Source organism: Embleya sp. NPDC005971 (genome assembly GCF_040629175.1).
Taxonomy (GTDB): domain Bacteria; phylum Actinomycetota; class Actinomycetes; order Streptomycetales; family Streptomycetaceae; genus Embleya.
This window is the reverse complement of record NZ_JBEXUX010000008.1, coordinates 49422-67975: the sequence shown is the minus strand read 5'-3', so window position 1 is coordinate 67975 and position 18554 is coordinate 49422. Positions and strand designations below refer to the sequence as shown.

Annotated in this window: 15 protein-coding genes; 10 read left to right on the top strand and 5 right to left on the bottom strand. The window is 72.7% G+C overall.

Annotated elements, in window-relative coordinates:
* Positions 1-70: 70 nt before the first annotated feature.
* From ABZ374_RS10245 to ABZ374_RS10220, 6 genes are all read left to right on the top strand, one after another.
* Positions 71-751, top strand: a complete 681-nt coding sequence (locus ABZ374_RS10245) for a response regulator transcription factor (RefSeq protein ID WP_360309030.1) — start codon at positions 71-73, stop codon at positions 749-751.
* Positions 748-2229 (top strand): ATP-binding protein, encoded by a 1482-nt coding sequence (locus ABZ374_RS10240; RefSeq protein WP_360309028.1) that lies wholly within the window; start codon positions 748-750, stop codon positions 2227-2229. Before ABZ374_RS10245 ends, ABZ374_RS10240 begins: the two co-directional genes overlap by 4 nt.
* Complete coding sequence (locus ABZ374_RS10235; protein ID WP_360309026.1) at positions 2226-2780, top strand: hypothetical protein; 555 nt, start codon at positions 2226-2228, stop codon at positions 2778-2780. The genes ABZ374_RS10240 and ABZ374_RS10235 overlap by 4 nt, the downstream gene beginning before the upstream one ends.
* Positions 2781-3165: 385 nt before the next feature.
* Positions 3166-3693: a hypothetical protein gene (locus tag ABZ374_RS10230; RefSeq protein WP_360309024.1), complete on the top strand. Its 528-nt coding sequence runs from the start codon at positions 3166-3168 to the stop codon at positions 3691-3693.
* Positions 3650-4030, top strand: a complete 381-nt coding sequence (locus tag ABZ374_RS10225) for an acyl-CoA dehydrogenase family protein (RefSeq protein ID WP_360309022.1) — start codon at positions 3650-3652, stop codon at positions 4028-4030. Before ABZ374_RS10230 ends, ABZ374_RS10225 begins: the two co-directional genes overlap by 44 nt.
* A gap of 8 nt (positions 4031-4038) precedes the next feature.
* Positions 4039-4509, top strand: a complete 471-nt coding sequence (locus ABZ374_RS10220) for a hypothetical protein (protein ID WP_360309020.1) — start codon at positions 4039-4041, stop codon at positions 4507-4509.
* Here ABZ374_RS10220 and ABZ374_RS10215 read toward each other — a convergent pair.
* Positions 4426-7260 carry an AAA family ATPase gene (locus ABZ374_RS10215; protein ID WP_360309018.1) on the bottom strand — a complete coding sequence of 945 codons (2835 nt, stop codon included), beginning with the start codon at positions 7258-7260 and terminating at the stop codon, positions 4426-4428. The two genes, ABZ374_RS10220 and ABZ374_RS10215, sit on opposite strands and share 84 nt — an antisense overlap.
* Positions 7261-7860: 600 nt before the next feature.
* Here ABZ374_RS10215 and ABZ374_RS10210 point away from each other — a divergent pair.
* Positions 7861-8529 (top strand): polysaccharide deacetylase family protein, encoded by a 669-nt coding sequence (locus ABZ374_RS10210; protein WP_360309016.1) that lies wholly within the window; start codon positions 7861-7863, stop codon positions 8527-8529.
* A 19-nt stretch (positions 8530-8548) separates the two neighbouring features.
* Here the strand turns inward: ABZ374_RS10210 and ABZ374_RS10205 are convergent, their stop codons facing one another.
* From ABZ374_RS10205 to ABZ374_RS10195, 3 genes are all read right to left on the bottom strand, one after another.
* On the bottom strand, positions 8549-10594 hold the full coding sequence (locus ABZ374_RS10205) for a transporter substrate-binding domain-containing protein (protein WP_360309014.1): 2046 nt from the start codon (positions 10592-10594) through the stop codon (positions 8549-8551).
* 101 nt (positions 10595-10695) lie between these two features.
* Positions 10696-11415: a response regulator gene (locus ABZ374_RS10200; protein ID WP_360309012.1), complete on the bottom strand. Its 720-nt coding sequence runs from the start codon at positions 11413-11415 to the stop codon at positions 10696-10698.
* Positions 11412-13082: a sensor histidine kinase gene (locus ABZ374_RS10195; protein WP_360309010.1), complete on the bottom strand. Its 1671-nt coding sequence runs from the start codon at positions 13080-13082 to the stop codon at positions 11412-11414. Before ABZ374_RS10195 ends, ABZ374_RS10200 begins: the two co-directional genes overlap by 4 nt.
* Before the next feature lie 280 nt (positions 13083-13362).
* Here ABZ374_RS10195 and dctA point away from each other — a divergent pair, with 280 nt between their 5' ends.
* Positions 13363-14823: a C4-dicarboxylate transporter DctA gene (gene dctA / locus ABZ374_RS10190; protein ID WP_360309008.1), complete on the top strand. Its 1461-nt coding sequence runs from the start codon at positions 13363-13365 to the stop codon at positions 14821-14823.
* 86 nt (positions 14824-14909) lie between these two features.
* On the opposite strand, the gene ABZ374_RS10185 is transcribed toward dctA, so the two are convergent.
* Entirely contained in the window at positions 14910-16289 is a 1380-nt protein-coding gene (locus ABZ374_RS10185) for a tannase/feruloyl esterase family alpha/beta hydrolase (protein ID WP_360309006.1), read from the bottom strand.
* A 254-nt stretch (positions 16290-16543) separates the two neighbouring features.
* On the opposite strand from ABZ374_RS10185, the gene ABZ374_RS10180 reads away from it, so the two are divergent.
* Both ABZ374_RS10180 and ABZ374_RS10175 read left to right on the top strand, forming a co-directional pair.
* Complete coding sequence (locus tag ABZ374_RS10180; protein WP_360309004.1) at positions 16544-17806, top strand: sensor histidine kinase; 1263 nt, start codon at positions 16544-16546, stop codon at positions 17804-17806.
* On the top strand, positions 17803-18504 hold the full coding sequence (locus ABZ374_RS10175; RefSeq protein WP_360309002.1) for a response regulator transcription factor: 702 nt from the start codon (positions 17803-17805) through the stop codon (positions 18502-18504). The genes ABZ374_RS10180 and ABZ374_RS10175 overlap by 4 nt, the downstream gene beginning before the upstream one ends.
* The last annotated feature ends 50 nt before the right edge of the window (positions 18505-18554 follow it).

The following is an 18554-nucleotide window of genomic DNA, read 5'->3' as shown; positions in this document are numbered from 1 at the left end:
TTCTGTCACAACCGGGCCGATCGTTTGCCCGAAGCGCGTTCGGGGCCGGCCGCTGATCGATACTGAGGCAATGGTTCGTGTGCTCCTGATCGAAGACGACCCCGCCGTGGCCGAGGGCCTGGCGATCGGCCTGCGCCGGCAAGGCCACGCCACCGAGGTGCGGCACACCGGCGAGGAGGGCCTCGCGGGAGTGGCCGGGTTCGCTCCCGACCTGGTGGTACTGGACCTGATGTTGCCCGGTATCGACGGCTTCGAGGTGTGCCGGCGCATCCGTCGGGTCGGCACCCTGCCGGTGATCATGCTCACCGCGCGCAACGACGACATGGACATCGTGCTGGGCCTGGAGGCGGGCGCCGACGACTACGTGGTCAAGCCGGTGCAGGCACGGGTCCTGGAGGCCCGGATCCGGGCGGTGTTGCGGCGCACCGAGTCGGCCGCCCCGGCCGGGCGCCGCGAGGTACACGGCGAGCTGACCCTGGATCGCACCGCGCTCACCGTGCTCAAGGCCGGCCGGCCGATCGCCCTCGCGCCCTCCGAACTGCGGTTGTTGCTCGCCCTGTCGGCCTCGCCGGGCCAGGTGTTCAGCCGGGGCCAGTTGTTGGAGTCGGTGTGGGAGCACCCCTATCTGGGGGACAGCCGACTGGTCGACGCGTGCGTCAAGCGCCTGCGGATCAAGATCGAGGAACCGGATCGGCCGGCCCGCTACATCCAGACCGTGCGCGGCTTCGGCTACCGGTTCGGCCCGCTGTGACCGGGCCGCTCGGCCGGCTGCGCGGGCTGCGTGGGTTGCGGGTGCGGCTGGCCTCGGCCTGCCTGCTCGTCGCCGCGTTCGCCGCGCTCGCCACCGCCGCGCTGACCTATCGGGAGGCGCGGACCGCGATGTTGCAACGCGCCCAGGACTCGGTGGTCGGGTCGGTGCGCGACCGGGTCGAGGCGGTCGCGCCGTCGGTGCCGTTCCCGCCGGACCGGGCCGCGCTGGAGCGGATCGTGGCGCTCGTGGACACGCGGGGCAACACCGACCACTGGATCGTCGCGGCCGCCTATCGGGACCAGTGGGTGACCAGCGACCGCATGCTGGGCCCCGACGCGGTGCCGGAGGCACTGCGCTATCACGTCACCGAGCGGGTCAACACCGCGTTCCAGCGGATCGACCGCAAGGGCGTGATCTGGCTCGCCGTCGGAGTGCCGATCACCTTCGCCAAACCGATGTGGGGAATTCCGTCCGGAGTATCGGTCTACGTGTTCACCCCGATGCGCGCGCAGATCGAGGAGGAGGCGGCGCTGGTCCGGGCCGCGCGCAACGGCGCGATCCCGGCGGTGTTGCTCGCCCTGGTCCTGGCACTCGTGGTGGCCGGTGGGGTGTTGCGCCCGGTCCGGGCCCTGCAACGGGCCACCCGCCGGCTCGCCCAGGGCCGCCTGGACACCCGACTGGAGGTCAAGGGCGGGGACGAACTCGCGGAACTGGCGAAGGACTTCAACCACACGGCGGCGGCCCTGGAACAGAACGAGGCGCGACTGCGCACGATGGAGGCCCGGGCCCGCGGCTTCGCGGCCGATGTCTCGCACGAATTGCGCACCCCGCTCGCGGCGATGGCCGCGGTGATCGACGTGCTGGACGAGGACGCCGCCGCGGAGCACCTGGATCCGGACACCGCCGCCGCACTGCGACTGGTCTCCGCCGAGACCGGCAAACTCACCCGACTGGTCGACGACCTGATGGAGATCTCGCGTTTCGACGCGGGCGCCGCCGCGCTGCATGTGGACGAATTCGACATGGCCGAGGCGGTCCGCCGCTGCCTGGCCGGCCGGGCCTGGTCCCAGGCGGTGATCACCGACCTGCCGGCGGGAATCCGGGCCGAGGTCGACCCCCGGCGTTTCGACGTGGTGGTGGCCAACCTGGTGGGCAACGCGCTGCGGCACGGCGCGCCGCCGGTCGAGGTGAGCCTGCGCAGCGAGCGGCGGGCGGACGGCCAGTGGATCGTGCTGCGGGTCGCCGACCGGGGCCCGGGCCTGGCCGCCGACACCCTGGACCGGGTCTTCGAGCGCTTCTTCAAGGCCGACTCGGCCCGGGCCCGCTCGGCGGGCAGCGGTCTGGGCATGGCGATCACGCTGGAGAACGTGCGACTGCACGACGGACGCATCCGGGCGGCGAACCGATCCGACGGGGGCGCGGTGTTCACCGTCGAACTGCCCCGGTATGCCCGGACCCGAATCGCGGAGGACGGATGAAGACGGCTCGCAACGGTGTCGTGGCAGGACGCACCGCGGCGGCCCGGTGTCGGCGCTCGCTCGCGGCGCTGGCGCTGCTCGGGGTCGGCGCCGGCTGCGGCATTCCCACCACCAGCGCGGTGGACGCCGGGATGCCCGCCGAGGGCATCGTCTCGCCCGCTCCGGCGGGGCAACCCGGCAGCCTGTACGTCTACCTGATCGTCGACCACCGCATCCGGCCCGCGCTGCGCACCTCGATCACCGGTGTCACCCCGCTGGCCGCGATCAATCTGCTGCTGGCGGGGCCGAGTTGGGAGGAGGCCCGGGCCCAGGTGACCAGCGCCGTCCCGGCGACCGCCGGCCCGGCGCGGGTGAGTCTCCAGGACGCCACCATCCGGATCGACCTCGCGGGTACCGCTCCGCTGACCGCGCTCGCCCTGGAGCAACTGGTGTGCACCGCCGCGATGTCGGCCAAGCGCGACGCGGCGACCGGGACGCAGCCGGCGGTTTCGGTGAGCACGCCCATCCAGCGGGTGGACAACCAGTTCTGCCCCAACCCGACCGTGAACTGAAGCCGCTCGGCCGCGGATCCGCGAACCGGCGGTCGAGGTCGACCGGGGGTGGAACGGCGGCCTCGGGCCGGGTAGGGGCCGTGGGCAGGGGATCGGCGATCCCGGCCGGGTAGGGGCCGCGGCCAGGGGAAAGGCGACCCCGGCCGGGTAGGGGCCGCAGACGGGGGAAAGGCGACCCCGGCCGGGTAGGGGCGGTAGTCAGGGGTTCCGTCGCCGATCCCGGATTCATACGCCGGCCGGGCCAACCGGTTGACCGCCGCGTGTTCGCGGCCGTGCCGTCGACCCGGCGATTCTCGGACGAATCGCGGGGTGTTGCCGACACCACCCGAGCAGTTCCGCACGGCCCGACGCGTGTTCGGGACGCAGCGCCGAAGGGAGCCACGACATGCACGTGTCGCACCGGGACGAGGTCGGCGAGTTCGCCGCGAACGCGGCGGCCCTGATCACCCGACATTGGGGCCGGGCCGGCGCCGCGCCCACCGGGGACCTGGACCGGCTGTGGGATGTGGGCGCCGTACACGGCTGGTTCGACCTGGGCGACAGTGACGCCCTGGCCGCCGCGATCGCCCTGGCCCGCGCGCTCGGGCGGGCCGCGTGCCCGCTGCCGGTGCTGGACGCGTTCGTCGCGGCCCGGTTGTTCGCCGCGAATACCGGCCTGGCCGGGGCGATCGGCGACGGGGGCATCCGGGTGGTGACCGCGTTGCCGGGCGGCCCGGGCGATGCCGACGCCGGTACCGACTGCCTGATCGAGGCCGGCGACGCGGCCACCCACGTGCTGCGACTGCCGTTCGCTGCCCGGGATCCGCCGGGGCACGCTGCGCATCGCGCCGACCGATCGGGCCGCGCGGGCGGATTTCGACCCGGCCGCGGTGCGGGTGCACGCCGTCCGGGCCGGCGCGGACGATCGAGGTGAATGGCTCCTCGCCGGCGACCCGCTGTGGTCCGCCGACGCGCATCGGGCCCGCTACGTGTGGCTGGTCGCGCGGACCGGTCCGGACCGGGAGCTAACACAGGCCGGCCTCACCGTGTTTCTGGTGCCGGTGGACACGCCGGGTGTCACCGTGCGCCCCCATCGATCCCCGGCGGGGGAGCGCGGTTGCACGGTGTTGCCGGACCGGGTCCGGGTCGCCGACACGGCCAGGATCGGTGCCGTGGGCGGTGGTTGGCCGGTGATCGTGGACACCTTCGCCGCCGAGCCGATCGCGGCCGGGGACGTCTCGGCGACCCTCACCGCGGCCTGGTCGACCTGATCGGGTTGTTGCGTGCGGGCCCCGAGGCCGCCTCTGCGGCGGGACCGCGCGGCTCGGCGGCGCGTGCCGGACCGACCGAACTGGCCGCGCGGGTCGAGGCGATCCGCCTGCCGGCGGTGGCGGCGGCGCTGCCCGCGCGGGGCATCGGCGACATCGCGGCCCGCCTGCACGGGCTCGCGGCCGGCGCGCTCGGCGGGGAACTTGCGGCGGATTTCGGCGTGTTGGTACGCGATCTGCTCGGACCGGCGGCGGCAGTGGGCGCGGGTGCGGCCGGGGGCGCCGGGGTGCCCGACATCGAGCGTGTACCGGGCTTTCCGGAACTCCCCAGCCTGCCGGGCCTGCCGGGCCGGACGGGCTCGGCCGGAGAGGTGATCCTCGGGCCGGGGCCGTGCGGGTCAGCGGCGGCTGCCTTCGGCGGTCCCGGCGACCTGCACCGCGGCCTGCTCGCCCGGGCATTGGGCCTGCCGGTGCGGGTCTGAGTCCGCCGCCACGAGCCCCGCCGTCCGGGGGCCGTCGGTGGCCCCAGGGCCGGCGCCGCGCGGCCCGGGAGTGGGGCGACACCAATCCGGGTGCGACCGCAGGTGGACGGGCAGTTGCCGGCGGTTCTTGATGTCGAGCTTGCGGTAGACCCGGGTCAGGTGCTGTTCGACGGTGCTCACCGTGATGAACAACTCCTCGGCGATGCCCCGGTTGCTGTATCCGGACGCGGCCAGTGCGGCGACCCGTCGCTCCGATTCGCTCAGATTCCCCGATTCGCCTCCCGGATACGCGCCGGCGCCGGCGGTGTTCGCCTCCCGCAGGTCGGCGTAGGCGTGCGCGATGGTGCGGGTGCGCGGCCGGGCGCCGCAGTCCCGGGTCAGGTGCCAGACCCGGGACTGCAGGGTGGCGGCGCGGACCGGCTCGGCCAGGGCCTGGTAGGACTCGGCCAGGGCCTCCAGAGTGCGGGCCAACTCCAAGGTGTCCTCGGACCGGCGCAGCGCCTCGACCGCCCGGCTCAGCAGCGCCGGGCGGTCGGCGATGTCGACGGTCATCGCGCGCAGGCGCAGCGTGGTGCCGCGAATCCGGCCGCCACCGGGGCCGCACAGCCGTAACTGCTCGGCCACCAGGTCGCGGGCGCGGTCCGTCTCGTCGAGCCGCAACAGGGCCTCGGCGGCGTCGGTCCGCCACGGGACGAAGAACGGCTGGTCGACTCCCCAGCCATGGGCGAGCCAGGCCACCTGGAGGAAATCGGCGAGCGCGGCCCGAACCCGGTCGGTGGCCAGCAGGAACCGGCCCCGGGCGCGCAGATAGGCTAGGCCGTGCAGGCCGGTGAACAGGTCCTTGCCGACCGGCTGGTTCACCTGCCGGGCGGCGGCCTCGAAATCGCCCATTTCGGTGTATATGCAGATCAGGCTCGCCAGCGGGCCGCCGAGGAACAGACTTCCGGCACGCTCGGGCAGTACCGCCATCGCCTGCCGCGCGTATTGTTCCGCGTCCGGCAACCGGCCCTGACGCAGCGCCGCTTGGGCACACGCCGAACCGAACAGGGCCTGCCAACCCGGGGCTTCGCGCCGGATCGATTCGGCGAGCAGGGCCTGGGCGTGTGCCTCCGCGCGGCTCGCCCGGTCCCGGTCGATCAACAGGTGCAGCGCCGAGACCAGCGGCGACACGGTCACGTCGGTCAATCCGGAGACCCGCAGCAGTCGTTCGGCGGCCTCGATGCCCTCGACGGGATCGGGTAACGGACCAGCCGATTGCGGGTGGTGCAGCCAGGGGAGCGGGAGATCCGATTCGAGCTGCTCGATCCACTCCGCCCGCGGGTCGCTCTGTTCCTTGAGCCGGCCCAGGACCCGACGGGCCGCGTCGAGCCGGCCGTGCGACAACAACTGGTGGGCCAGCGCCGTCATGCTCGACTCGGGCAGATCGCCGAGCGCCAGTGCGGTCAACGGCTCGCCCAGGCACCGTTGTTCGGCGGCATGCGGGTTGAGTCGTCCGGTGACCTCGGCGAGCCGCAGGTGCGTCTCGGCGCGGGCGGCGGGGTCGCGGCACTGTTCGGCGGCCAGTTCGAGGCAGGCGATCGCCCGGCGCGCCCGATCCCCGTCCAACGCTTCCTCGGCGGCCTCGCGCAGCACGTCCACCGCCCACGGCTCCGGTGCCTCGCGGGCGGCGAGCAGATGGTCGGCGATCCGGGCCGCCGGAGCGCCCTGTCGGCGCAGCACGGTGGCGGCGCGGCGGTGCAGGCCGCTGTGTTCGGTCGGATCCAGGCTGTCCAGCAGTGCGGCGCGGGCCGCGCGGCGCAGTCGGTCGCCCTCCAGCAGGCCGGCGCTCGACAGCGCGCCCAGGGCCTGGGCGGTGGCGAGCGCGGTGGTGTCGGCGAGCCGACGCAGTACCTCGGCCGACACGCCGACATCCAGCACGGCGGCGGCCTTGGCCACCCGCCACATCCCGGTGCCGCCGCGGCGCAGGCAGGCCAATACGGCCTGGCCGTACGGGCCACCGGGCGCCGGTTCCGCCGCCGCGCTCGTCGCGGAGCCCTGCTCGGCGATCAGCGCGCGCAGCAACAGTGGGTTGCCGCCGGTGAGTTCGTGGTACCGCTGGGTCCGGCGCGGGTCCGGGGCATCGGCAGCCGCAGCGAGCAGTTCGGCCACGCCGGTCGGGCTCAGCGGGGCCAGGTGGAGGTGCTCCAGCTCGGGTTGGCGCAGGAACTCGGTGGGCAACTGCGGGTCCGTCGGCGCGAAGTGGGGCGAGCGGGCGAGCAGTACGAGCACCCTGGCCCGGCCCGAGTGTCGGGCCAGGTGCAACAGACACCGTACCGAGGCGTCATCGGCGTGCTGGACGTCGTCCAGGGACAGCACCACCGGTCGCCGGAGCGCGACTTCGTGGATCGCGGTGGTGAATCGCCGGGCCGCGCGGGCGCCGTCCTCGTCCTCGACCAGCCGGTTCACGGCGAGGGCCAGGCGGGTCGGTACGCCCGGGCCGTCCAGGAACTGGCCCAGGATCGCCAGGGGCCGGGCCCGGGTCGCGGAACCGGCCGACCCGGCCGCCGACAGCGATATCGCGCCGCCGGCCGTCGCCTGCTCGGCGACCCAGCCGAGTATCTCGCTCTTGCCGCAACCCACGGCGCCATCGACCAGGACGATGCCGCCGCGCCCGGCGGCGCACTCCCGGAGCGCCGTGCGTAACCTGCCGATTTGCGGCCCTCGTTCGATGAACTCCATGGCCTTTGCGAGCCCCCAAGTGTCGCCCTGCACACGTTCTCCCACCGGTGCATGAAACCCCGGGCCCGCCGGCCTCGTCAACCATAGGTAACCGGCCATTGACCACCAGTGACAGCGGGAAGGTTGCACACGCAGACATCGGACCGGCTCTCCGGTCGCTGACGCGAGCCATTGCGCGCGAGTCTCGAACGGCGCGGGCGGTGGCTCTCGACGCAGCCCGGGGCCGTTTCCGGAAGTCGGCCGGGAGCGTGGCGTTCGCGCGGTCCGGGGTCGGGTCGACGTGCCCAACCGTGTCGCGACGGTAGTGGGTGTCACCGACACTCGGCGGCGTGCCACACGCAGGCGGTGGGGTGGTGATCTTCTAGGGTGAACCCGCACGGCGGTGGGCGTCGCGCGGATGTGGAGGACGGCGCGATGGACGTGGGCCGACGGGCGATGTTGGCAGCCGCGTTGGGCGGGCTGTTGGCGGGGTGTTCGGACGCGGGGAAGTCCGCCTCGCCGAGTACGACGTCACCACCGGCGCCGGCGGCGGCTCGTCCCGCGCCGGCGGAGTCGAGTCCGAAACCGTCCTCGGGTCCGCCGGCGGCCGTCGGTCCGACCCGAGCGGAGATCGTCGCCCGGTACGGTCGGCAGGTGCCCACGAGTTGGGGCCTGGAGGTGGCGGGGTCGTTGTCCCGACTGCCGACCACCGCGAAGGTGGCGGCGCTGACCTTCGACGCGTGCGGTGGCAAGGGTGGCAGCGAGTACGACCGGGAGCTGATCGACTTCCTGCGCGAACGGTCGGTCCCGGCCACCTTGTTCGTCAACTCCCGCTGGGTGGACGAGAACCTGCCCACACTTCGGCAACTGGCCGCCGATCCGCTTTTCGAGATCGCCAACCACGGCACCCGGCACCTGCCGCTGTCCGTCTCCGGCCGCGCCGCCTACGGCATTCCCGGCACCCGGGACGCGGGCGAGGTCTACGACGAGATCTCCGGCAACCGGGCCAAACTCACCGAATTGCTCGGACGGCCACCCCGGTTCTTCCGGTCCGGGACGGCCTACTGCGACGACGTCGCGGCGAGGATCGTCACCGACCTGGGCGAACGCTTCGCGAGCTTCCACGTCAACGCCGACGGCGGCGCCACCTTCACTCCCGAGCAGGTCCGCAAGGCGATGCGGGGAGTACGTCCGGGCTCGGTCGTGATCGGTCACCTGAACCATCCACGCGGTGGTACCGCTGCCGGCATCCGCCTGGCCGTACCCGAACTCCTCCAGCAGGGCTATACGTTCGTCCGTCTCTCGGACGCCGTGAAGTCCTGACCGACGGTGCCGGCGAGCGTCAGGAGATTTCCAACACCGGCGCCGCGGGCGCGGGAATCCCGGTACGGCCCAGAGTGCGTTCGTAGGCGTCCTTCCACACGCCGTTGGTGAACGCGGATCGCAAGGCTTCGTCGATCGCCCTGCGCAGGGGCGGATTGTCGATCGCCACGCCGATGCCGTACCGCTCGGCCGTCACCGCGGGGCCCACGAGTCTGAGCCGGCCGGGGTTGTTGGCCACGTAACCCTGAAGCAGGACCTGATCGGTGGTGACCGCGTCGACGTGCCCGCTCAGCAGATCCTGCACGCACGCCCCGTAGTTGTCCCGGGAGACCGCGATGGCCTTCGGGATGTCGTGTTGCAGCTTCGCCAGCGTGGTGGTGCCGGTGACCGAGCACACCTGGCGATCGGCCAGCGAGGAGTCGAATCCGGTCAGCACCCGGTCGTCGGTGCGGACCAGGACGCCCTGCCCGCTGACCAGATACGGCCCGGCGAACGCGATGACCTGCTTGCGCTGGTCGGTGATGGTCAACGTGCCGACGTAGTAGTCGATCACCTGCTGCTGGATGACCCGTAGCCGGTCCTGGGCGGGGATGGATTGGAAGCGGATCCGGTCCGGGCCGAAGCCGAGATGAGCCGCGACGACCTTGGCGATCTCGATGTCGAATCCCGAGTAGGCGCCCGTCACCCCGCCCTCGGAGAGCAGGTCCGTGGAATTGGAGGCGATACCCACGTTGAGGAAGCCGCGCTCCAGGAGGCGGCGTGATGCGTCCGGGAGGTCGGACGGTGGGATGGTCCCGGGTTGGGTGCCCGTCGAGGTGGGGCCCGTACCGGTGGGACCCGGTAACGGAGGTGAGCCGGAATTCTTGCCGGCGGGCGTCCGGTCCTTCGCCGTGTCGTGGTCGAACACCATGGGGCCGAAGGTCAGTCCGAGGCCGACGACCAGGGCGACGGCGAGGAGGACGGATACGACGCGCGCCGCCTTCATCGCCTCGCGGACCGGGAGCGGGAACACGCCGCCGGAGCCGGGCGGCGTTTCGTCGGATTCCTCGGGTCTCTCGGGCCTCTCGGGGGTCGGGCCGTCGGTGGGCACGGGCGGGCGGGAGGGTGGATCGGTCGGCCCCGCGCCGCCGGTGGTCGCCGGCTGCCCGGATCCGTCCCCCGACGTCGGTGCCGGCGGCGGGAGTTCGTCGGCCGTCGTCTCGGCCCGTCCGATCGCCCCCGACGCGTGGACCTGGGGCCGGGCCGAGCGGACCGCGAGCAGGGCGGCCAGCATCGCGCCCGCGTCCGGGTACCGGTCGGCGACCGGCTTGGCCATCGCCCTGGCGAGTAAATCGTCCACCTCGGACGGGAGTTCCGGCACCTCGGCGGACACGAGCGGCACCGCGGAGTGGATGTGCCGATACATCACGGCCGGCGAGTTGGCGGCGGGGTAGGGGACCCGGCCGGTCAACAGTTCGTAGAGCAGGCAGCCGACGGCGTACACGTCGCCGGCCGGACCGGCCTCGCCGCCCTGGATCACCTCGGGCGGCATGTACGCGACCGTCCCCAGCACCGAGCCGGTCGCGGTCAGCCGGCTCGAATCGCTGCCGGTGATCCGGGCGATCCCGAAGTCGGTGACCTTGAGCCCGCCGTCGACGCGCACCATCACGTTGGCCGGCTTGACGTCGCGGTGCACCACGCCGTGCCGATGCGCGTGGTCCAGTGCGGCCAGCACGGCGCGCCCGATCGGCAGCACCTCTTCGAGCGGTAACGACCCGCGCCCGGCCAGCAGTTGGGCGAGCGTGTGACCATCGATGAGTTCCATCACCAGGTAGGCGACCATGTCGCCGAAGTGATCGATCTCGTCCTGGTCGTGCACGATGACGATGCCGGGATGGTTCAGCGCGGCGGCGGCCCGGGCCTCGGTGAGGAACCGACGGCGGACCACCGGATCGTGCGCGAGTTCGGGCGCCAGCAACTTCACCGCGACATCGCGACCCAGCCGGGTGTCCCGCGCCCGGTGCACCAGGGCCATCCCGCCCCGACCCAGGAGCGGCCCCAATTCGTATCGCCCGATCCTGTCCACCGTTGCCCCCCGTCGCGCGGCCCCGACCGGCGGGCGTCCGACGCGTGACCATGGTGCCGGCCGAGGCGACGCCTCATGCGGGAGTCGGCAAAGGACGAGGGTTATCCCGATCCGGGTGGTGTGGACGCCTCCGTTTGCGGGGTGTGCCAGCGGTAGATGTATTCGGGGCGACCGGCACCGCCGTACCGCGGTTCGCGCGAGACCAGGCGGCGGGCGGACAGGTGGTCCAGATAGCGGCGGGCGGTCGGGCGGGAGACGCCGACCGCGTCGGCGATGTCGGCCGCGGAGGTCACCGCGCCGGTGCTCAGGTGCGCCACGATCGCCTCGAACGTGGCGGCGGCCAGGCCCTTGGGCAGCGGCGGCGCGTCGGAGGTGCGGCGCAGCGCGGCGAACGCCTGGTCGACCTCGCGCTGTCCGGTGGCGGTCGGCGCGGCTCCGGCCTCGCCGATCTGCCGGCGGTATTCCGCGTAGCCGTCCAGGCGTTCGCGGAACGCGGCGAACGAGAACGGCTTGAGCAGGTATTGCACGACTCCCAGCGACACCGCCGAGCGCACCAGCCGCAGGTCCCGGGCCGAGGTGACGGCGATGACATCGGCGTCGTGGCCCTGGCCGCGCATGGTTCGGCACAGGTCGAGGCCGTGCAGGTCCGGGAGGTAGAGGTCGAGCAGGACGAGGTCGACCGGTCGGGTGGACAGCAGGCGCAGCGCCTCGGTGCCGCTGCCGGTGACGCCGACCACCTCGAACTCCGGGACGCGGCCGGTGAAGACCGCGTGGGCCTCGGCCAGGACCGGGTCGTCCTCGACGACGAGGGTGCGGATCATGCTTCCTCCCCCGGGCGTTGGGCGGGCAGTGCGGGCCGGTCGGGCAGTGTGGGTTGTGCGGGCAGCGCGGGCAGGCGCACGGTGAACACCGCGCCGCCGGTGTCGCCGCGGGCGACGTCGACGGTGCCGGCGTGTCGGGCGACGGTGGCGCGCACCAGCGCCAGGCCCAGGCCGCGGTCCTGGGATCCGTAGGGCTCCTTGGTGCTCCAGCCGCGCTCGAACACCCGCGCGGCGAGCGGTTCGTCGATGCCCGGGCCGCTGTCCGCGACCCGAAGCAGCAGGCCGCCGTCGGCGGCGTCCGGGTCGGCACCGACGGTGACCCGCACGGTGCGCGGCGGCGGCGCCGACACGGCCGCGTCGATCGCGTTGTCGACCAGGTTGCCCAACACGGTGACCAGGTCGCGTGGTTCGAATCGGGAGGCGAACGCGTCGAGCGGGCCCGGCCCGTCGTGGTCGGTCGCCGGCCCACCGGTCACCGTCAGTTGCACACCGCGTTCGGCGGCCTGCGCGTGCTTACCGAACAGCAGTGCGGCCAGCGCGGGTTCGTGCACGGCGGCGGTAAGTTCGTCGGCCAGGTCCTGGGCGGCGGCCAGTTCGCCGGTGGCGAAGCGGATCGCCTCGGCTCCGCGCCCGAGTTCGATCAGCGCGACGATCGTGTGCAGTCGGTTGCCCGTCTCGTGCGCGGACGCCCGCAGCGCCTCGGCGAAGCCCTTGACCTGGTCGAGTTCGCCGACCAGGGCGCGCAGTTCGGTGTGGTCGCGGAAGGTGGCCACCATGCGATCGTCGCGGCCGGTGGGGCTGATGTTGACCGCGAGTGCGCGAGTGTTGCACAGGTGGATCTCGTCGGTGACGGTGCGACCGGCGGTGAGGGTGTCGGCCAGGGTGCCGTCCAGGCCCAACGTGCCCACATGCCGCCCCTCGGGCACGGGGGGAAGCGCGAGCAGCCGGACCGCCTCGTCGTTGGCCAACACCAGCAGGCCCGCCGAGTCCACCACGATCAGGCCCTCGCGAACGGCGTGCAGCACCGCGTCGTGGTGTTCGTACACCCGGCGCAGCTCGACCGGCCCCAGGCCCAGGGTCTGTCTGCGCAGTCGATGGTGCACCGCCATGCTCGCCGCGCAGGCCACCGCGAGGGCGGCGGCGGCGACCGCGAGGACCAGCGGGACGTCCTGGCCGACCAGGGCGTCGACGCGGTGGTTGGTGACGCCGACCGAGACCAGCGCGACCGGGCGGCCGGCCGGGCCGATCACCGGGACGACGGCACGCACCGAGGGGCCGAGCGAGCCGGTGTAGGTCTCGGTCGAGGTTCGTCCCTGGGCCGCGGCGTCGATGTGGCCCAGGAAGGTCCGGCCGATCCGAGTCGGGTCGGGGTGGGTGAAACGGGTGCCGTCGACGCTCATCACCACCACGAAGTCGACGCCGTTCTCCTTGCGGATCCGCTCCGCGATCGGCTGGAGCCGGGCGGTCGGGTCGGCGGCGGTCGCGGCCTCGGCGAGGCCGGGCGCGCGGGCCAGGGTGCGGGCCACGTCGAGCGCGCGCTCCCGGGCGGTCTGCTCGCCGGATCGGCGTACCGCGTGGACGGCGACGCCCGAGCCCGCCGCGACGAGCAGCAGGACGAGGGCGAGCTGCCACAGCAGCACCTGCCGAGCGATGCTCTGGTTGGCCATGCGCGAATTATCACTGGACGTCCGGGCCGTCTCGCAAGGCGACCGCTGCCGGTATTTCACTCGTTTTACGGCGATTCGTCAGCAATTTCGTCGTGCGCGTAATGCGCGTAAGCACCGTCGCGCTCCGTCGCCGCGCCAATCTACGTCCCGTAACGCGCTGTTTCGCCGATGTTTCCGCCGCCTGCCCGTCCGCCCGTCCGCCAGGGCGCGCGGCCCGGTGCCGCTCCGGTGTCGCAGCGTTCCCGTCCGCTCGACCCGACATCCCTCCGGGAGGCCCCAGATGTCCCAGGCCACCACGACCGACCCGGTCGCCGGCGCAGCCGACCCGCCCCCCACCGGTCCGCCGCCGCCTCAGCCGCCTGCGGCCCGTCGGCCCTGGTACACCCTGCTGTACGTATGGGTCCTGGTCGGCATCCTCGCCGGCATCGTGGTCGGCGCCGCGTGGCCGCACACCGGCGAACAGTTGCGCCCGCTGGGCGACACGTTCGTCAACGCGATCAAGATGATCATCACGCCGATCATCTTCGTGACCGTGGTGACCGGTATCGCGGGCGTCGACAGCCTGCGCGGTGCCGGTCGGATCGGCTGGAAGTCGCTGGTCTACTTCGAGGCACTGACCACCATCGCGCTGATCCTGGGCCTGGTCGTGATGAACGTGCTGCGCCCGGGCGACGGGGTGCACGCCGACGTCGGCTCGATGAAGGTCTCCGCGACCGCGCAGGGCTACATCGACAAGGGCGAGGCGCAGTCCTGGTGGCACTTCCTCACCGACCTGGTGCCCAGCAGCGTGGTCGGTGCCTTCGCTGACGGCGACGTGCTCCAGGTGTTGTTCTTCGCGGTGCTCTTCGGCATCGCGATCAAGCTGGTCGGGCGCCCGGCGGAAGGCATCGCGATCGGCGTGGAGCGGACCGGCCGGGTGTTGTTCGCGGTGCTGCGGATCGTGATGTACGCGGCGCCGGTCGGCGCGTTCGGCGCGATGGCGTTCACCGTCGGCAAGTACGGGCTCGACACGCTGACCAGCCTGGGCAAGTTGGTGGCGATCTTCTACGGGACGAGCCTGTTCTTCGTGGTGGTCGTGCTCGGCCTGGTGATGGCCGCGATCCGGCTGAACATCCTGCACCTGCTGCGGTACATGAAGGACGAGCTGCTGATCGTGCTGGGCACCTCCTCCAGCGAGAGCGTGTTGCCCCGGGTGATCACCAAGATGGAGAACCTGGGCGTGCCCCGGCAGGTGGCCGGGCTGACGGTGCCGAGCGGATACTCCTTCAACCTCGACGGGACCTGCATCTATCTGACCCTGGCCGCGCTGTACGTGGCGCAGGCCACCGACACACCGCTGTCCATGGGGCAACAACTGAGCCTGGTCGCGGTGCTGCTGCTGACCTCCAAGGGCGCGGCCGGGGTGACCGGATCCGGGTTCATCGTGCTGGCCGCGACGTTGTCCACGGTCGGGCACGTGCCGGTGGCCGGGATCATGCTGGTGTTCGGCATCGACAAGTTCATGAGCGAGTGCCGCGCGCTGACCAATGTGTGCGGAAACAGCGTGGCGAGTCTGGTGGTGGCCTCGTGGGAGGGCGTCCTGGACCGGGACCGGGCCCGCAAGGTCCTGGCCGGCGAACCGGTCGCGCCACTCGACGCCCTCGACCCGATCCCACCGGCCGCACCGGGCGGGCAGTCGACGACCGACGCACCGGGCGCGGTGTCGATCACCAAGGGGGCCCCGGTCGCGGCGGCGCACTGAGCGCGGCCGGACGGCCCGCCACCCGCGACCCGCCTTCGGCGTGGTCGCGGGTGGCCTGGTGGGTGCTGGGCATCGCCCGCTGTGGATCACAACCCGCAACGATTGATCCGGTCCGCCTCCTCCGGCGGTGCCGGGACGGTGCGGCTCGGCGGCGGCGGTGTGCCGTTCCGGGTCCAGGCGGCCAGCGCGTCGAAGGCCGTGGCGAAGCACGGGGACATCGACTGGATCACCTCGGGCATGGCCCGGTACAGGCCGTCCGCGTGGGTGCCGTTGGTGACCCGGTAGTAGCGGTGCAGGTCGCCGCGACCGGCGTCGTCGACCATCCTCGCGTACACGTCACCGCTCCTGGTGATCGGCAACAACGCGTCCAACGTGCCCTGGAGACTGATCAGCGGACGCTTGATCCGTCCGGTCGACGACAACCGTTCGATCGCTTTGTGCACGGCGGCCGGGCGATCGGCGTAGACGTAGTCGGTGTCGCAACCCTTGATCGTGTTCGCCGGGCAGAACGGCGTGCCGGCCTCCTTCGGGCCGTCGTACCCGGGGTCGAGCTCCTCGCGCATGGTGCGCTGGAGCGAGTCCCACAGGTTCTGATAGTGGAATCCCCAGATCGGCTCGGAGCCGACCGGGTAGCCGGCCGCGTGCATCTCCTCCAGGCCGCCCGGCACCCGGTCGCGGAACTTCGGGTAGGCGCGCAGCGCCGCCGGCGCCGTGTCCAGGATGTTCGGCGCGTCGGGCGTGAGCAGCAGGCCGTGCAATTCGACGCCGCCGGTGAACAGGCCCGGGTTGTTCTCCAATTGCCAGCGCACCAGGTAGCCGGCCGCGGAGGCGCCGGCCATGAACGTGGTCGCGGGCCGCCGACCGTAGTGCCGCGTGGCGACCTGCTTGGCGGCGACCGTCAACTGCGCCACCCGCTCGTGCCATTCGGCGATGGCATCGCCGGGACGCCGGCCGTCCCGGTAGATCCGCTCCCCGGTGTTGCCCTTGTCGGTGGCCGCGTAGGCGAAGCCTTGCGCGAGCACGTGGTCGGAGATCAGCCGGTCGTTGGCGTACTGCTCGCGCAGGCCGGGCGGGCCGGCCACGACCAGGCCGCCGTTCCAGTTCCTCGGCAGCCGGATCACGAACTGGCTGTCGTGGTTCCACCGGTGATTGGTGTTGGTGGTGGAGGTGTCCGGGAAGTAGCCGTCGAGTTGCACGCCCGGGACGCCCGACGGATCGACCGTGCCGGCCGTCTCCAGGCCGGCCCAGTCCTCCGGGTCGGTGTGTCCGGAGGCGACGGTGCCGGCCGTGGTCAGATCCGCCAGGCAGGCACCGATCACATGCTCCGCGCCGGGCACGCGCACTCGGCACGCCGACGCCGCGGCGATCGAATCGGACTCGGGTATCGCGCTCGCCGCCGTCGAGCCCAGCGTCGTGGCCAGCAGCAGCGCGGCGGCGACGGCCAGTGGGCGGGTGGTCTTCAGCAAGGAACTGCCCTTCGTGGGATGGGGTGGGGAGCCGGATTCGGCAGTGCCGAGACTAGGAAGGGCCGGGGAGCGGGCCACAGATGCCGACCGGCCACACCGCGATCGGTCTCCGCCCCGGGGTGTGCGGCGGCGCCGCCGAACGGCACATGACCTTCGGCCAAGGTTCGGCACGCCCCCGGCCGCACCGGTCCCGGGCGCTTCATCCGCGGGTATCGTTCGGCGCACCGCACCGGGGATCGAACAGGGGTACCAAGATGACCGCGTCGTCACCGCCGGCCCCGACCGCGGGGGTGTCCCGGCCGATGTCCTGGCTGCCGAGCACGGTCTACGCCGTCGTGTTGATCGGCGGACTCCACGGCGGCGTGATCGAGGCCGGCCCGATCCGGCCGCTGCGACTGGTCGGGTTCGCCGGGTGTCTGCTGCTCCTGGTCGCACTGGATCGCCGGGAGGTGTACCGCCACCCGGTCCGTACCCCGCCTCGACCGGCCGTGTTGTTGCTGATCGGCCGACTGGCGCTGTTCGCGGCGGCGGCCGGGCTCGACCGCTCCGGCGTGTCCCGGGCGCTGTTCGTCCTGGTGCCGATCACCGCCTACTTCGCCTTCGGCCGGCAGGTCGGCGTGGCGCTGAGCACGGTGTGCGTGGCGGTGATTCTGCTCGCCGACGTGCTGTGGGTGCCCGAGTGGTATCTGCGGACCGACATCGTCACCGACCTGCTGATGTCCGGCCTGGGCCTGGTGCTCGCCGTGGCGATGGCCTCGATCGCGGTGGGCGAGCAGGCGGGTCGGGTCCGGCTGGAGGACACGCTGCGCGAACTGCGCGACTCGCACGCGCGGTTGGCCGACTACGCGGCCCGGGTCGAGCGGCTTTCGGTGGCCCAGGAACGCAACCGGCTGGCCCGCGAGTTCCACGACGGCCTCGGCCACCATCTGACCGCGATCGCCATCCAGTTGGAGAAGGCATCGGCGTTTCGGGACCTGGACGCCCGCGTCGCCGAACGGGCACTCGCCGACGCACGCTGGTCGGCGAGCCGGGCACTGGACGAAGTCCGGGTGTCGGTACGGGCGCTGCGGGACGAGGGGGAACCGTTCTCGTTGTCCGCGGCGCTGGCGGACCTGGTTCGGCACGTCGAGGGCGGCCCCGCCCGGGTCACTCTGGACGTGGCCGGCGAGGAGCACGGTTACCACGTCGAATCGCTCACCGCGCTGTATCGCGCGGCGCAGGAGGGTCTGACCAACGCGCACCGGCACGCCGGCGCCGGGCACGTCGCGGTGTCCGCCCGCTACGGCGAACGCGAGGCACGACTGGTGGTCGCCGACGACGGGCGCGGCTTCGTCCCCGGCCCCGCCCTCGGCGATCGTGCGCTCGACAGCGCGGACGGCTTCGGCCTGCGGGCGATGCGCGAACGGGTCGACCTGCTCGGCGGCCGGGTCGAGGTCGACGCCGCACCCGGGCGGGGCACCGTGGTCACGGTCACGGTGCCGCGCGTACCGGCGCGTGCCGGGGCGTCGAGCCGGTGAGCGGACACGAGGAGGACCCGGTACGGGTGTTGGTGGTCGACGACCAGGAACTGGTGCGCGAGGGCATCGCCTCGCTGCTGGGCATCCAGCCCGGCATCACGGTGATCGGCGCGGTCCCGGACGGCCGCCAGGCGGTGGACATCGCGTGTGCCGAGCATCCGGACGTGATCCTGATGGACGTCCGGATGCCGGTGATGGACGGTGTCACCGCGGTCGCGCTGCTGAGCGAACGCGCGCCGCTGTGCCGGGTGATCATGCTGACCACGTTCGACGACGACCGGTACGTCTCGGAGGCGCTGCGGGCGGGTGCGATCGGCTACCTGCTCAAGAACCTGCCCTCGGCACAACTGGCCGCCGCGATCCGACTGGCCCGCGCCGGCGTCGCCCCACTCGACGCCTCGATCACCCGACGCCTGGCCGCGCCCCGGCCCGAGCGGCCGACCCCGCCGCGCGACCCGGACCCGGACCCGGACCCGAGCCCCGGTCCGGATCCGGGCCGCGAACTCGACGTGCTGACCGGGCGCGAGATCGAGGTGCTGCGACTGATCGCCACCGGGTCGACCAACCGCGAGATCGCCGGCCGCCTGTTCCTCAGCGAAGGCACCGTCAAGAACCACATCTCCCGGATCCTGTCCCGGCTGAACCTCCGCGACCGCACCCACGCGGCGATCTACGCCCGCGACCGCGGCCTGCTCTAGGAACCACTGACGAAAGCCGGCGACACCTCGAGGAACCGAAGGTCAAGGGG

Coding starts and splice junctions, on each gene's coding strand:
- ABZ374_RS10180 (WP_360309004.1), top strand. CDS start 16,544: ATGACCGCGTCGTCACCGCCGGCCCCGACCGCGGGGGTGTCCCGGCCG.
- ABZ374_RS10245 (WP_360309030.1), top strand. CDS start 71: ATGGTTCGTGTGCTCCTGATCGAAGACGACCCCGCCGTGGCCGAGGGC.
- dctA (WP_360309008.1), top strand. CDS start 13,363: ATGTCCCAGGCCACCACGACCGACCCGGTCGCCGGCGCAGCCGACCCG.
- ABZ374_RS10230 (WP_360309024.1), top strand. CDS start 3,166: ATGCACGTGTCGCACCGGGACGAGGTCGGCGAGTTCGCCGCGAACGCG.
- ABZ374_RS10200 (WP_360309012.1), bottom strand. CDS start 11,415: ATGATCCGCACCCTCGTCGTCGAGGACGACCCGGTCCTGGCCGAGGCC.
- ABZ374_RS10195 (WP_360309010.1), bottom strand. CDS start 13,082: ATGGCCAACCAGAGCATCGCTCGGCAGGTGCTGCTGTGGCAGCTCGCC.
- ABZ374_RS10235 (WP_360309026.1), top strand. CDS start 2,226: ATGAAGACGGCTCGCAACGGTGTCGTGGCAGGACGCACCGCGGCGGCC.